This is a genomic window from Planococcus dechangensis (assembly GCF_042654465.1).
In the GTDB taxonomy this organism is placed as follows: domain Bacteria; phylum Bacillota; class Bacilli; order Bacillales_A; family Planococcaceae; genus Planococcus; species Planococcus dechangensis.
Genome location: NZ_JBHSGL010000004.1, coordinates 54,820 through 70,233 on the forward strand (window position 1 = coordinate 54,820; position 15,414 = coordinate 70,233).

15 protein-coding genes are annotated in these 15,414 nt (G+C 38.3%); 8 read left to right on the forward strand and 7 right to left on the reverse strand.

Features of this window, described 5'->3' with window-relative positions; all coding sequences use genetic code 11:
* The first annotated feature begins 27 nt into the window (after positions 1-27).
* The 5 genes from ACFO5U_RS02960 to ACFO5U_RS02980 all read left to right on the forward strand — a co-directional run bounded on the left by ACFO5U_RS02960 (position 28) and on the right by ACFO5U_RS02980 (position 3,421).
* The gene (locus tag ACFO5U_RS02960) at positions 28-225 is read left to right on the forward strand and encodes a hypothetical protein (RefSeq protein ID WP_377276574.1); all 198 of its coding nucleotides are present in this window, start codon (positions 28-30) and stop codon (positions 223-225) included.
* Between the two features lie 38 nt (positions 226-263).
* Complete coding sequence (locus tag ACFO5U_RS02965) at positions 264-488, forward strand: hypothetical protein (protein WP_377276576.1); 225 nt, start codon at positions 264-266, stop codon at positions 486-488.
* Positions 478-2,097 (forward strand): ArdC-like ssDNA-binding domain-containing protein, encoded by a 1,620-nt coding sequence (locus ACFO5U_RS02970; RefSeq protein WP_377276578.1) that lies wholly within the window; start codon positions 478-480, stop codon positions 2,095-2,097. The genes ACFO5U_RS02965 and ACFO5U_RS02970 overlap by 11 nt, the downstream gene beginning before the upstream one ends.
* A 264-nt stretch (positions 2,098-2,361) precedes the next feature.
* Positions 2,362-2,556 (forward strand): hypothetical protein, encoded by a 195-nt coding sequence (locus tag ACFO5U_RS02975; RefSeq protein ID WP_377276580.1) that lies wholly within the window; start codon positions 2,362-2,364, stop codon positions 2,554-2,556.
* Between the two features lie 43 nt (positions 2,557-2,599).
* Positions 2,600-3,421: a hypothetical protein gene (locus ACFO5U_RS02980; RefSeq protein WP_377276582.1), complete on the forward strand. Its 822-nt coding sequence runs from the start codon at positions 2,600-2,602 to the stop codon at positions 3,419-3,421.
* A gap of 441 nt (positions 3,422-3,862) precedes the next feature.
* Here the strand turns inward: ACFO5U_RS02980 and ACFO5U_RS02985 are convergent, their stop codons facing one another.
* From ACFO5U_RS02985 to ACFO5U_RS03010, 6 genes are all read right to left on the reverse strand, one after another.
* Positions 3,863-5,002, reverse strand: a complete 1,140-nt coding sequence (locus ACFO5U_RS02985) for an acyl-CoA dehydrogenase (protein WP_377276584.1) — start codon at positions 5,000-5,002, stop codon at positions 3,863-3,865.
* Between the two features lie 118 nt (positions 5,003-5,120).
* The gene (locus tag ACFO5U_RS02990; protein ID WP_377276586.1) at positions 5,121-6,056 is read right to left on the reverse strand and encodes a bifunctional helix-turn-helix transcriptional regulator/GNAT family N-acetyltransferase; all 936 of its coding nucleotides are present in this window, start codon (positions 6,054-6,056) and stop codon (positions 5,121-5,123) included.
* Between the two features lie 455 nt (positions 6,057-6,511).
* A complete protein-coding gene (locus ACFO5U_RS02995; RefSeq protein ID WP_377276588.1) occupies positions 6,512-7,261 on the reverse strand; it encodes an ABC transporter permease in 750 nt (249 codons plus the stop codon).
* On the reverse strand, positions 7,262-8,023 hold the full coding sequence (locus ACFO5U_RS03000; RefSeq protein ID WP_377276590.1) for an ABC transporter ATP-binding protein: 762 nt from the start codon (positions 8,021-8,023) through the stop codon (positions 7,262-7,264).
* Between the two features lie 210 nt (positions 8,024-8,233).
* Entirely contained in the window at positions 8,234-8,572 is a 339-nt protein-coding gene (locus ACFO5U_RS03005) for a DUF1048 domain-containing protein (RefSeq protein ID WP_377276592.1), read from the reverse strand.
* A 14-nt stretch (positions 8,573-8,586) separates the two neighbouring features.
* Positions 8,587-8,913, reverse strand: a complete 327-nt coding sequence (locus ACFO5U_RS03010; RefSeq protein WP_377276594.1) for a PadR family transcriptional regulator — start codon at positions 8,911-8,913, stop codon at positions 8,587-8,589.
* Between the two features lie 380 nt (positions 8,914-9,293).
* On the opposite strand from ACFO5U_RS03010, the gene ACFO5U_RS03015 reads away from it, so the two are divergent.
* Complete coding sequence (locus tag ACFO5U_RS03015) at positions 9,294-10,136, forward strand: STAS domain-containing protein (protein WP_377276595.1); 843 nt, start codon at positions 9,294-9,296, stop codon at positions 10,134-10,136.
* Positions 10,137-10,465: 329 nt separating this feature from the next.
* On the opposite strand, the gene ACFO5U_RS03020 is transcribed toward ACFO5U_RS03015, so the two are convergent.
* Complete coding sequence (locus ACFO5U_RS03020) at positions 10,466-12,550, reverse strand: sensor domain-containing protein (RefSeq protein WP_377276597.1); 2,085 nt, start codon at positions 12,548-12,550, stop codon at positions 10,466-10,468.
* Positions 12,551-12,776: 226 nt separating this feature from the next.
* On the opposite strand from ACFO5U_RS03020, the gene ACFO5U_RS03025 reads away from it, so the two are divergent.
* Positions 12,777-13,196 carry a hypothetical protein gene (locus ACFO5U_RS03025; protein ID WP_377276599.1) on the forward strand — a complete coding sequence of 140 codons (420 nt, stop codon included), beginning with the start codon at positions 12,777-12,779 and terminating at the stop codon, positions 13,194-13,196.
* Positions 13,197-14,136: 940 nt separating this feature from the next.
* Entirely contained in the window at positions 14,137-14,403 is a 267-nt protein-coding gene (locus tag ACFO5U_RS03030; protein WP_377276601.1) for a hypothetical protein, read from the forward strand.
* Positions 14,404-15,414: the final 1,011 nt, after the last annotated feature.

A 15,414-nucleotide genomic window follows, 5' to 3' on the forward strand; every position in this document is an offset into this window, starting at 1 on the left:
CAAGGCCTCAACTAAAGGTGGGATGAAATGGACGAGAAAAAACCATTTGATGATGGGAACGAATTTGTACAGAAGCACTTAGGAATTCCTTCTGGTTCTCCTACAGACAATCAGGATACTGAGATGCCTCTAGCCTTGAAGATCATGGGGATCTTTATTTTGGGGTTTATCGGCATTTGTTTCATTCTTTTGTTCATCGCTTTCTTTATTCATCTTTCCAACTGAGTACAATCATTATTTGAGTAACCAAAGGAGGAACGTCTATGCTTGTCACCATCAGCGAGATTCTCGCGAGTGATAAACGGATCTTGAGCTTTTACGATCCCGTGCCGTTTGAAGCACTTACATATGAAGGTCTCATTGACCTTGAAGAAAACGTGCAAGAGTACGCAATTACCTGTTACAGTCCGGTTCGGATTCCAGGACGAGCCGAACCTCTCTATGAAGCTTGGTATGTCAGAAAGGACGTGATGAACGATGTCGACTAAGGTGGATTTGACCGAAATTAATGACCGGCTAGAACGAAACCTCGAAGAAATGTTTCAAAACAACCGATTCCAAGACATGCTCAATGTCATGGCCAGCGGCCACCAATACTCGTTCAACAACGTGCTGATGATTGCCGGGCAAAACCCTGAAGCGACAATGGTTCGTGGGTTTAGACAATGGCAAGCCTTAGGGCGTCACGTCAATAAGGGAGAAAAGAGCCTTGATATTTTGGTTCCTTCGTTCAAGAAAGTCGAAGTGCAGAAAGTGAATGAACAGACGGGCGAAGTGTTGCGCGACAAAAACGGGGATCCTCAATCCGAAGTTCGCCAAAGCATTACTGGCTTTCGGATCGGCAAAGTCTTCGATGTCTCTCAAACCGATGGAAAAGAGATTCCGAATGTCCGGGACTTTATCCAAAAAGACTTAACCTCACCCGAATCCTTGAACGAACTGTATGACCGGTTCATCCATCAAACAAATGAAAGCTCACAGCCCCTCAGGATTCGAGAGGAAGCGCATGAGGGCCAGACGTACGGTGGCTATTTCAGTCCTCAAAAAGAGGAAATTGTGATCAACACAGCTGTGTCCAAGAGCACTGAGCAGAAATTCCGTGTCTTGATCCACGAATATGCGCACAGTCAGCTCCATCACAAGGAAAGCGACATCAAAGACCTCCCGAGAGGACATAAAGAAGCTCAGGCCGAATGCGCAGCGTACATCGTTTCGCAATACTATGGCTTCGATACCGATCTTTCTTCAACTGGCTATATCGCCACATGGGCGCAAGATTTGAACTTGGCCAAACAAGCCATCAAAGAAGTCCAGGACGTATCCCGTGCGACGATTGAACACGTGAATTCGCTACAGAATGAAAAGATTCAAGACTTTTATCAATCCATCCATCCTGAACAGGTGAAGGATTCCGTCGAAACCAAGTTGAATTTGTCACTCACTGACAAACCGACCTTGCAGCTGTTGGATGCAAAAAATGGATTGGTCGTGTTCGCGACCGTTGAACAGAGCGAACGGGACCAGCACTTTACCCTTCGTACCAACACGAATCGGATCCTGCCGCTAAGTGAATTGGACGATCACTATGCCGTGTTAAATGTATTGGAGAACAAAGGGCAGTTGGTCCAGGAGTATCAGAAAGTCGAAGATGTACTGGAAGTGACGAAACTGGATGAGGGGAAATACGCCGTGACCGTAGAAGGCGGAGAAAGTTCACAGCGCACTTTCCATAAAAAAGCTGAAGGGGAGCGCTTCATTGGAAAAGCTGCACTTGCCCAATCGTTGAATACTGACCGATACTTAAGCCGTTCACAACATAAAGAAGCCCCACGCCTTCAGCAACTTAACGAAAAGCATCTAAACGAACGATTGAGCCGCGTGCTGAAGCAACCGAACTTACAGGCAGAAACCAAACACGGCATCACCATCGGATGGCAATTGGTGAAAAATCCACAGATCCAGTCCAAGGGTGACTTACAACAACACTTGAATGAACTAAATCCGAATCATGGGAAAACAACAGAGTTAAAAGAAGCCTTTGTTCAACTGAGCAAAAACGGTAAAACGAAAGATCAAGAAATGGAATTGGAGAAATAACCTTAAAGCCCCTAAAAGGAAAGCAATCCTTTTAGGGGCTTTTTTAGAGTGTCTACCACTTGGGGCTCAGTTCACGGAACAAATCTACTCTCTCTTTTTCTAATAGAATGAATCTACTTATTGATTTATCTGGTTTATACTTTCAAAAAAACACTTATTCTACATTAGTTGCCCTCTTAATTAAGTTATACATAATATAATCTTTGATATATAATCGATTCATCCAGTTAGAATAACTGGATAATTTAGGAGGGAGAGGAATTTATGAACTATTTTGCTATATCATTAGCCACTTTAATATTGAGTGTCGTTGCCTTTTTTATCTTAGGAGCACTTGGCTTTACAGATTATATCGATGGTTTAGTAATGTCGATTGGGTTAATTATTACTATTTTACTATCTGTTATTATTGGTTTACTAATAAAAATAAATGGAAAAATCAAAAAAAACATCTTGTAATTTTAAAATATATGCTATCATGGAAAAAAAAGGGGGTTTTTCCATGTTTAGAAATATTGGTTTTTTAGTTTTGTTATGTTTATCTTTTTTCTTTTTTAGTTCCATTGTAAGTGCTGCAGAACCTCATGAGTTAACACCAGAAGAACTAAATTATCTTTATAATGAATTAGGATTTACTGAAGAACAAATTGCACTATCACCCGTTAGTGATCTAAAAGACCTTGTTGCAGGAGAAGCTGAAACGGTTATGAGTTTCGACGAAGAATACGATATGGAAAACACTTCATCAAAAAACACTTCATCAAAAAATTTCTCTACACTTGCAGCAATTCCAAGCGCTGATTTATCGTTTTCTGGGAGAATTCTAAAAATAGCTACAAGTGATGTGTCCGGATACGATAAATACTATTCATCTGCAACCTTCCGTTGGTTGAACCATCCTGCGTTTAATTTAACTGATAAAATGACAATTGGATTTCCTAGTAGTCTAGGAGTATTCTTTAAAACTTCAAGCGGGAACATTGTAGGTCACTATTCAACTACTACGTTGTACAATAAATCAACAGGTGGTAGTACAGTACTTGCCTCTTCAACAACACCTAGTACATGGCAACCTGCTTTGGGGGTTGCAAGTGCCCACAATTTACGTACAACATTAAACTCAAATCAAAATAATGCAGGTCAAGTTTCTCAGTATTTCTATGTTAAATCATCCCTTGCAGGTAATGCGAATGTTCAATTTCAATATGGACATAAAAGAATTTCAGGAACGGTAGGAATAACATTTGGTACGTCTCCTGGGATTGGTATAACCCCTTCTACAACTACCGATATTAGATCATATGCCGGTCAATTTTCATACTAAGCATACTCATTGAATGCAAACAATTTTTTTGAGTAGTTTACTAGGAATATAAAAAAATACAGTAAAGTAAAAAGACGTTCGTAAAAGTGATTATCCACTTTTACAAATGTCTTTTTTTAGCTTTTTTTTCAGAATATCATAAAACCTAAAGAAACAGTAACTAAGCATATAATGTTCATTTTGAGTGTACTTTTACGAACGGTTCTTTAAAAATAGTGTTTATATTTTCATGGCAATTAATGTTAGTATTAAACCGAGCAGTAAGTCGAATTGTTTCATAGATAAGCTAGTTTACATAAATCATATAATCGAAAGTTAATATAGCCCGTAAATATAAGAAACTGAACCTCGAATGGTGGCCACTATTTACGAGTGGACTTTATCGGGGCTCAGTCAATTAGGACGTATGTGTACTTCATTTAATGAAATCTGAATTGATTTTTAGCTTAACAGATGTTTAGAAATAACAATGCGTTGTATTTCATTTGTTCCTTCATAAATTTGCGTAACCTTGGCATCCCGGAATAACCGTTCAACCGGGTATTCTTTTGTATAGCCATAACCGCCAAATATTTGTACCGCCTCAATCGCTACATTCATGGCTATATCCGTGGCATAGCATTTGGCCATGGATGCCTCTTTGCCACATTCTTGTCCTCGGTTTCGAAGGTCTGCAGCTTGGTACACTAACATTTTCGCTGCTTCTACTTGCGTGGCCATATCTGCTAGTTTGAAGGCGATTCCTTGTTGCTGCGCGATCGGCTTTCCAAACTGTTCACGTTCTTTTGCGTAATTAATTGCATAATCCAAAGCGGCTTCCGCAATTCCAAGACCTTGGGCAGCAATGCCGATCCGTCCCACATCCAAGTTTGCCATCGCAATTTTGAATCCTTCCCCCTCATGACCGAGCAGGTTTTCCAGGGGAACCTCTGCATTTTCGAAATACAACTCAGCTGTATTGGCTCCATGAAGCCCCATTTTCCGTTCGATTTTACCAACTGAAAATCCGGGTGTGTCTTTTTCGACAATCAGGGCGGAGATGCCTTTTTTCCCTTTTGTCGGATCCGTCACAACAAAAGTGATATACGTATCTGCTACTCCGGCACTGCTGATGAAAATTTTAGAGCCATTTAAAATGTAATGGTCTCCTTTTTTGACAGCCGTTGTTTTAAGGCCCCCAGCATCAGATCCGGCACTTGGTTCTGTTAATGCAAAAGCGCCAATGTATTCACCGGCAGCAAGCTTCGGTATATACTTTTTCTTTTGATCTTCTGTCCCGAAATTGAGAATCGGGCTGGTGCCAACAGAAGTATGTACGGAAAGCATCTCTCCAAGTGTTGCGCTTACTTTTGAAATTTCGTTGATGGCAATGATGAAAGAAGTGAAATCGAGAGCGGCCCCACCCAATTCTTCCGGTATAATCATGCCCATTATTCCTTGACTGCCCATCTTACGTACAACTTCAATTGGAAACTCATCTTTGTCTTCCATGTCTTTGACAGCCGCCGCGATTATATTTAACGAAAAATCTCTTGTCATTTTTCGAATCATTTTTTGTTCCTCAGTGAATCTTAAATCCATAAGGTTGCTCCTCCTAAGAAATAATAAAGTCCTACCCAATCCCAACAATACACGCCAAGGCTTATTCCCAAAAGCCTTGAAAATTTCACTATTTGCCGTCAATATTGTTTTTTTTGTTTCAGATAGATGCTTCTTCAGAGAGTACCAGATCCCAGCGTTCTTCGATTAACTTTGCGCCGGTCCATTCAATATTCGGTTTTTCTTCCGTTAGTTTAAACTGATACTTTTGATAAAGGTGTCGAGCTGCGTTTAATGTGCTGACCGTCCACAAGAATACGTGCTGGTAATTTCGTTCTGTACAGAAATTGAGTGCAGTCTCCATGAGTTTTTTGCCGAGTCCGATTCCCTGAAAGTTTTCATTCAAGACGAACCACCTTAGCTGAGCGACAGTATCTGTGGATTTGGTAATGGCAATTGAACCGACGATTTCACCGTTCACTTCCGCAACCCAAAGCTCTCCGCCTTCAGTATTAATCATAAATTCAGTTAACCCTTTCATCACGTAGTATTCAAACATCTTTCCGAATTGATAGGTCTGGTCGTACAACTTTCCGTGCAGATGCGCCACGTAGCCAATATCTCCGGGTTGGAAAGGACGAATTACGACAGCTGGCTGAGAAGAATGTTCTTTTGAATAAATGGATTCGATTGTCTGCATAGAGGTAACAAGCTTGGATAAATCACTTTTTGGCAAGTTTCGAACCATTTTCTCTACTTCACGATTTGCATTTTCGACCAAGCTTTTATATATTTCGAACCCTTTTTCAGTCAGAAACAGCGAATAATGCCGTTTATCCAACGTGGACTGTTGCTTTGTAAGGATATTCTCCTCTTCAAACCGCTGTACAATACGGCTCATATAGCCTCGGTCAATCCCCAGATTTTCTCTGACTTCCGTTGCTGTACAACCTTTCTTCATATGTATGGCCGTAATCACACGCGCTTCAGTTAAAGGATAAGGCTGGTTGTAGATCTCCTGATCGATTTTCCCCAAAACATTTGCATAATATCTGTTGAATTTACGGATGCTTTCTACATATTCAAGCAGCTCCATTAGAACACTCCTAATATTCTGAAATTATGTATCCAAGACAGAATATCATTAATAGTTGATTCAGTCAACTAACGAAAGGGGGAGTTTTGGAACGTAGTTAACTAACTAGACATTTTTCATGCTCTTGATGTAGTTGATAGAAAATGATGATTTATTTTTGGCTGAGATGATAATCTATTTGAAATCTTTTTGTATCATACTTAGGTGATTATTAGAACATTTTTTGTTACATATGTGGGATTATCAGAAGCAAGAAGACATATCAATATAAACAGAGAGCAAGAGAAAAGGGCCTATCCCAAAAGGTCATGAAAAGTGACTTTTGGAGAAGCCCTATCGTATTTTTAACGGTGATAATTACCAAAGTAATTAAATTTTCAGAATCCGCTTAATGAAAGGATATGCATGATTCACAGCAGAAGCGGATCGAAAAGATATAGCCCGTAACGGTTATATTAATTTAACTGCCGATTATACACTTTAATGGCGATGAAATAAGCAATGATCATAATGCCGAAGCACCAAGCAAGCGCAAGCCAGATGTCGCTGTTAACGCTCTCTTCACCCAGGAGGGCACGAATAGAATTCACAATGGAAGTCACAGGCTGATTCTCAGCGAACGCACGAACAAATTTAGGCATGGTTTCGGTGGGGACAAAAGCCGAACTAATAAAAGGCAGGAATATCAACGGGTACGAGTAAGCAGTGGCTCCTTCCATGGATTTAGCCGTTAATCCGGGGATAACCGCAAGCCAGGTCAGTGCCAGTGTAAACAGTCCAAGTATCCCGGCTACGGCGAACCAGTCTGTGAGTCCGGCACTTGAACGGAACCCCATCAGCAAAGCGACGAGCAAAACCACGAATACAGCAATGGTATTGGAAACAAGAGAGGTCAGTACGTGAGCCCATAATATCGAAGAACGCTTGATGGGCATGGTGGTGAAACGGGCCATCAGACCACTTTTCACATCGTTGAACAGCCGCAAAGAGGTATAGGCGACACCGGATGCAATGGTAATCAGCAAGATTCCCGGCACTAAATAATTGACGTAGTTGGCCGTGCCAGTTTCTATGGCCCCGCCAAATACGTAGACAAACAGTAACAGCATCATAATCGGCATAATCGCCACGGTGATAATCGTATCGGGACTGCGCAGTATGTTGCGCATTAAACGTCCGAGTAATACCCCTGTTTTGTTTTTCATTTACACTTCCTCCTTTTTGCGTATGATTGCGAGGAAAATTTCCTCTAATGTCGGTTGCTTTTCGATGTACTCGACTTTTGCTGGCGGGAACATCTTTTTGAGGTCAGCTAGAGTGCCGGTCGTAATGATTTTGCCGCCGTGCAGGATGGCGATTCGATCTGCCAATTGTTCAGCTTCTTCAAGATATTGAGTCGTCAGAAAGATTGTGGTTCCACCGACGGCAAGCTCTTTGATGGTATTCCACACTTCAATCCTTGCTTCAGGATCAAGCCCTGTGGTCGGTTCATCGAGAAAAATGACTGCCGGTTTTCCAATCAAACTCATGGCAATGTCAAGCCGGCGTTTCATGCCGCCGGAATAATTTTCCGCCCGGCGATTGGCTGCATCAGTCAGGCTGAATTGGGTAAGCAGGTCATCGGCGACTTGAGCAGGATTGGCAATGCCTAGCAATTTAGCGATCAATAACAGATTTTCTCGCCCGGTGAGCATACCGTCTATCGCAGTGAATTGGCCTGTTAAACTAATGTTCTGACGAATATGATCAGGTTGATGCAAAACATTAAAACCACAAATATCTGCTTCACCGCCATCGGGTCTCATCAATGTTGAGAGGATGTTGACAATCGTTGTTTTGCCCGATCCATTTGAGCCCAGCAATGCGAAAATTTCCCCGCGCCGCACATCAAAATCTACTCCTGTTAAAACCGCCTTCTCTTTAAATGATTTTTCTAATCCCTTTACTGAAACTGCCGACTTACTCATTCTTCTTCCTCCTTCTATATAGTAATACCGATAATACGTACCACTTACTACTAGGTTAAAATAATACTGAATAGCAGAAAGTGTTAATTCAAACACGCACTCAACTATTCAGTCCTTTTCAGTTATCTAATGTGTCATTTTACAAAGCAGCCAAAAAACAGACTGTAATCCGGATCGAGTAAATTCCGAGAGGCTATCGGTTTTGTATTTTCAGTCACGGTTAATTTTATTGTTCAATTTTGCGCGCTGCTTGTCTTGCCAGGTGTCCATGTCCTTCATTAGCTCGTCGCAAAAGTCGGCTACGTTCGCTCCGGTGAGTTCGGTGACTTTCTTGCCGTCTGCGGCGCCTTCTTCAAAGAGCTCGAGTATGCCATTAAAGAGACGGCTGGTTTCCTTCCAGTCCGTGGGTCCACCAGAGCTCCATATATATTTTTGGATAGCGCTGTAAGCATCGCGATATTCACCCGGAAGCGCCTTTGCACGTTTCTCCAGGGCTTTCCATTCACGTTTATCCTCAAAACTTCCGATAACTTTTTCTATAAAACTCATCTGAATTCTCCTTTTTAGTTTATTTTGGTTTTGAGCTCATTAATTTTGCTGGAGATGAACTCCCATTTTTTCCAAAACTCTTCGAGATGCTGCTTACCGGCTGTGTTGAGCGTGTAAAATTTTCTCGGGGGTCCCTTAGTGGAAGGCTTTTTCTCAATATCGACCAGATTATGTTTCTCAAGCCTCATAGTAATGGTATAGACGGTTCCTTCCACAACGTCATTGAAACCGAGGTCGCGCAGTTTTTGAGTTATTTCATAGCCGTATGTTTCTCCCCGGCTGATAATCTCCAATACACACCCTTCTAGCACACCTTTTAACATTTCCGTGTTATTCTCCACACTTCTCACCTCAATTGGATTTGAATCCATCTTTTTCAGGACATTAAAAAACTTGGTCTCCATACTCTGTAATACTAATTACTAGTATATAGTATTACAAACTAGTGTAGGCTGTCAAATAATTATTTCAATTCTTACTGTAGTTTATGAGTAAATAAATTCGCTCAAACTTAATGAAAAAAAGAATCGCCCTTATTCTATATTTGGTATAAGGGTTTTTTGCGGTACATTTATGAAGAAAAAGGTGAGTCTTTGTGCAGCAATTCTCTCTATCATTTTATTTGCTTATTAAAAAGCGAAATTTATATTTATAAAGAGTAATTCATCTTCTACAGAAAATGATAAAATGAGAACATTCATAATATAAACAGGAGGATTTTATGAGGACAACCTTTGTTCAATTTTTAGGAGAACGTCTTTTTGACAATGCTACATGTATCGCTGAAAACGCTATAAATCTCCGTGCTGAAAAAGATGAAAGGTATAAAGCTAATTTGACTTCTAATAGAAGTGAGACGGTCCACTTTTTGGCAGAATTCTTTCAACTCATGGCAGAAAGTTTGAATTCTCAAGAGGATTCTCGAGTGAATATCACCGCGTGGGGGAAAGAAGTGGGGGAGTTGGCAATACGTCATAGTCAAAAGTTGGACGACGCCCTTGCTAGTGCTGCATATCAACGCTTGGCTCTTTGGTCATTTATTGAAGAACAGGCAATTGTCGAAGGGTATTCAGCAACTGACATTTTAGTGATCGCTAAAAGTATAGATCCGATGCTAGATTACGCTATATATGGATTTAGTCAATCTTACGTAAAAAGTCACGAAACAGCATATACGCGTTTTAAATGGTCTCTGCAAGAATGGTCGATACCACTTGTACCACTATTTGAAGGGATTGCAATTATTCCCCTAATCGGTGATATTGACACTAATAGGGCGCAATTACTGATGGAGAAGACTTCTCAACGTGCTACAGAACTTCAACTCTCAAAAATTATTCTTGACCTATCAGGTGTAAGTCTGGTTGATACTATGGTGGCTCATCATATCTTCCAATTAGTAGATGTTTTAGGTTTATTAGGTGTAAAAGTAATGATTACCGGAATCAGCCCTGCCATCGCTCAGACTTGTGTGGATTTAAATATTCAGTTAGAGAAGTTAGAAACAGCTTCGAGTTTGCAATTGGCATTAAAAACGATGGGTTATGGCTCCAAAAATTTCTAGGCTTAGTTTGATCAGGTATGAAAAGGAAGTCATTCCTTGAAAAGTAGAAAATAAAAGATTGTAGCTAGAAATGCGAGGACTAAGAATTAAACCTTATAATTATAATTAAAAATAAGAATCTCAATAATAATCTTCTTCTTATAAATAGAACCCCATGTGATACTCACTTTTAAAAGTGATTTCATGTGGGGTTCTATTTTCCGAGAAAATAATATAGGTATTATGCATGTAAGAATATGTCAGGAGTTGAATGTATAAATAACCTATGGATATGGAATGCACTTTTAAAAATTCATTTAGCAGCATTAGGAGAAAAACGAAAAATTTTTTCAGTAAACAGATTTTTTTACGTAATTATTCAAATCTTTAGAAAGTAATGGCCTGCTGAAAAAGTAGCCTTGTCCTATGTCACAATCAGCATCATTTAATAGAATTGCTTGATCTGATGTCTCAATACCTTCAGCAATTACTTTAATTCCTAAGTTATGGGCTATATCAATAATGGATTTCACAATAATTTTTTTTGAATTATCCTTTTCCATGTTTCTCACGAATGATTGATCAATCTTTAAGTAGTGGATGGGCAGTTGCGTTAGATAACTTAAAGACGAATAGCCAGTTCCGAAGTCATCTAAAGATATTAAAACGCCTAATTCATTCAGATGTGTAAGGATAGTTAGTGTTTTTTCCATTCCAAAAACTTCGACACTTTCAGTTATTTCTAAGTTAAGTCTATGGGGAGGGAAATTTTGTCTTTCTAAAACTGATTCTATTTGTTCAACGAAGTCACTTTGCAATAGTTGTCTAGGCGATATATTGACGCTTAGTATAGAAGGGAATTTTAATGCATTCAGTTCCTTAATAGCTGTCTCAAGTACATATGTTCCAATCCGGTTAATTTGTCCACTTTTCTCAGCAATAGGAATAAACTCCCCAGGAGATACGAATCCAAAATCAGGATGTTGCCAACGAATTAATGCTTCCACTCCGTAAATTGTTGAAGACGATAGCTCAACTTTAGGTTGATACATTAAATAGAACTGATTGTCTTGAAAAGCTTTAGGTAGGTCGCTGGTTAACTTAGTTATTTTAAGAATATCTTGACTGATAGAAGGGTTGTAAATACTATGTTTTCCTTCTCCATTAAGGTTGTCTTTTGAGAAATACATTGCAATATCAGCGAATCGCAAAAGGGTTTCTATGCTTTTTCCATGCTCTGGGTAATAACTAACCCCAATCGTAATTGCGACAGGAATAGTAGATGATAAAACGGAAGGGACTTCTTTGAGTAAGCTTTCAACAAGTCTTCCTACCTCGCTTTCAACTTCAAACCCTACAACGGCAACGAATTTGTCTCCACCATACCTGGCCGTAAATCCCTTAGAAGATATTACTTCATTTATTTTTATAGCTGCCTTTCTAATTAATTTGTCTCCTTCAGAATGTCCATATGTGTCATTGACAGCTTTTAAATTGTTTAAATCAATAAACATGACAGCTAATTGAGTTTGATGGTTGTTTGCTTCTGTCAACAATGTCTGCATTTTTTCATAAAATTGATTACGGTTTGGAAGTCCGGTTAATGTATCAAAATAGGCCAGAGATTTTATCATCTCTAACGCTTCTTTTTTTTCTGTAACATCTAACAAGGTTCCCATTAAAGCAGATTCACCTTTATAAGTAATGAGAGAGGAGCGTAATTCCACTACTCTGGCAGCCTTATTTTTTTTAATAATTTTAATTTCTTCGGGTTTAGTTTCTTTCCCTGATAGATAAAGGCTCACTCTTTTCAATACACGGCGTTTGCTCTCCTCATCCAGTATCTGGTCGTATTTCATACCTGATAATTCTTCTTGTGAATAGCCGGTGAGGCGAGTCATTTGTTGATTTGTATATTGAAATAGACCATTCTGAGAAATATATACAGCTTGGGCACTGTTTTCCACGAGGGTTTGATATTTACTCGCTGATTCCGCTAAATCTTCTTCTACACTTTTTCGGGAAGTAATATCTAAAGTAAATCCATTAAATCGGATAGGTTTGTTACTTGTATCATAAATAGGATACCCTTTAGTTTGCACCCATGCTTCTGTTCCGTCTTTTTTAATGATTTTATATTCAATATTGAATCCTTTTAGACCGGTCAATGAACGTTTTAACTCTAGCTTTCTATTTTCATGTTCTGGATGAATAACTTTATACCATAGATCTGTCTCACTTATTTCTTCTGAAGAATACCCATATACTTTTTCACTGCCCTCAGTAATATATAGTTCTTTTCGTTCCAAATCGACTCCCCAAAAAATCACGTTTACATCTTCACCAAATAAATTCAAATCACTTTGATAAGTACGTTCAAAAAATGCCAATAAGCTTTGCATTTGAATGACTTTATTTTTAAAGGGATGTTTCATTCCTTCACACTCCTTTATTTTTATTTATAAGTTATGCTTACTTCTTGTTGGGAAATAAAAATATATTTTTCCTTATTATTAGTTATTTTTACTTATTTAAGATTATACATTAAAATTATATAATTCATAGATAAGTGCAATAAATTAATCAAAAGACTCATTTTCGTTTAAATTCTTGTGACATAAGTTCTGTTTTTGTTTTATTTTAAGTAAATGAGGTGAAAGAATGTTTATTTTCAAACGAAAGCCTTCTCTATCGAAACGAAGCTTAGCAGAGCTTGAAAAATTTATTGGCAGTACAATTGAATTTATGTTAGTGACGAAGGAAGAAACAATACACGTCCTGGAAAAATATGATTTAATTTTACTTTTCTCATGGGAAGGGAGCTTCATTGAAGGAAACATATATAAGTTCTCTACCTTCACTCTTGCAGAAACGGGATTAAGTAGTTTAATAAACGAGCCTTTATATACAGAAATTCGCTTTTTTGATGAAAGCGATGATGAAGTTAAATACATCGATGATGAAAAAATCAAAGAGCTTTCGCCTTCAAACTTGATAGCGTTTTACAACATTTGTGAATTGATACGAACGGTGGAAATAGAAATCATCTCGCCTAAACGATATAAGTGCTTTTGGAAATAAGCTCTTATTGAAGAAAGGTAAGCTCGAGCACCATTCGAATCATAAAATATTAAGAAGGGAAAGGATTTGTCCCGATTAAAGTTCTTTATGAAGTCCGCTTGACAGTCAGTAAATTGAATAGTTCAATTGAATTTTACAAAGTAATAGGTTTGGAGTTCGATCATCAAGTTGAAGATAATTTAGCTTTTCTTTGGATTGAAAAAGAAAATAGTTGATTAAGTTTATGGAATGCTGAAAAAGTGGAAGTAGAATACTATCATCCCTCCCCAAGGCATATTGCTTTTGAAGTATCAATTGAAGACTTAAAGCAAACTGTTGGATGGTTAAAAAACAAGGGATATGAACCGAGAAAGGCACTTGGCTTTGAATAGACGGAACCTTTGGTGATGACGAATAGTGATTTTGCGTATACCTAAATCCACTTCAATGATCCAGATGGCAATAGCCTAGAATTCATCTGCAAAATAAATAATAGAAATAGAACATGGGTTAGAAGTAGTAATTTACATATCATGAAGTTATCGGAAGAAGCTCAAGCTTCTTCTTTTTTTTATTCTATAAAGTTTACTTTTACGAATGTTCTATTTCCCAAAATTAGCTAGCTATCTTTTTGTTGAATACGTATATTTGAAGAAACAATTATTAGATTCCCAATTTTTAAAAATGAAGAACTTATACAGCAATTTGTATACAGAACAAAAATAGACGACCGAGTGATTGATAAGATAAAGCAAGCTATTGAATGTGGTAAATATAGAAGGGATGTTTATTTGCAATTCACTCAATTTCAGCAACAAGAAAACTGTTTGACTCTCACGTGTTCATTTTATGTAGACGAAGATGACAAAGAAAAGTTAATGGATCAATGGCTAATCAAGTGCCTTGATTGGGAAGAATACTACCAGGATACGATCGTATTGTAATTAAAGTTGACCAAACGATGGAAGAGGCGAAACAGGAGGTGGCGCTAGAGGACTGGTATAGTCTAACTTTCACTGCACTGGATATTAATAAATTCCTGGTGGGAACAGATGCTGAGAAGTTTCACATGTTGTTTGAAAGCATCAAAGAGGGATTGAGGCTAATCGTAGATTTTGATCATTTGGAAAAGGAAAAAATTGAAGAAGTGATGAACGAGGTTGCACAGAAGGGACTCGATATGGAATTGGTGTATGTATCAAAGATACTGGTCAAACAGGTACGGTGACAGTCGCTTCCGCCGGAACGTTTCGGACTGCACATTGTTTTAACAGCATCTCCATCAAGAAAAAGGAAATTGTCATAAAGGGTAGAAAAAGCTATCAAGCAGAAATTACGAGAAAAATGGAGAAGTTACCTGAACATTTTACTTTCGACATATCAGAAGTGTTTAAGTAAAAAAGTACATTCGGCAGTGGTATCTCATTATCATAGTAAGTTTACATCTGAGAAATTATCAGAAGTAGCATTTATTCTAATAACAAAAAGGAAATAGGGAAATGCAGTGCTAATCAGCAAAGCTTTTCCCTATTTGTCTGTTTAAGCATACTTTTACGAACACTCCTATTTCCAAATATATCCATATATCTCAGTTTTCACTCAGTATAGTTAAAGAGAATAGTTTACTAGGAGAGCCAGGTGGGTGGAATTGAAGATGAAGGAGAACAGACGTAATAGAATAAATGAATTAAAGTTAGGACAAAAACAAAAACAACTCGTACAGACGCTTGAATCAAGAAATTACCCACCACTCCAACTTCTGTCATCCATTACGGAAGAGGAAATATGGGACAAAATCAATTAAGGAAAAGTAATAGAAAAAGTAGAAGAAATAAACTTAGAACCCCTTCAAAAGCAAATTGGCCAAATTTTTTCTGCTAGAGAGAAACTAGGAACAGTACTTTATTTTAGTGCAGATAGCTTCATAGTTCAGTTTAATACGATTGAATTGATCCGATACTCGGAGAAGCTGATTGAAGACCTCTCTAAGGAAACACTCTTGCATTGGTTCGTATTTTCAATTGATTTGTACCAAATACTTTTGTTGGAAGAAAGTGAATACGGCTATTATGAGCTAATTTACTATGATGAAAAATCTTATCTGAGTTTAAATATCAGAGATTATCAGAAGAGAAGATGGGGTAGTGACCCCTTAAAGTTAGAGTTTTAGTTATGCAGCTAATTGGCTGGCATGAATTCGGTAATTCACCGGACTCATGCCGGCCAATTTTTCTTTAAT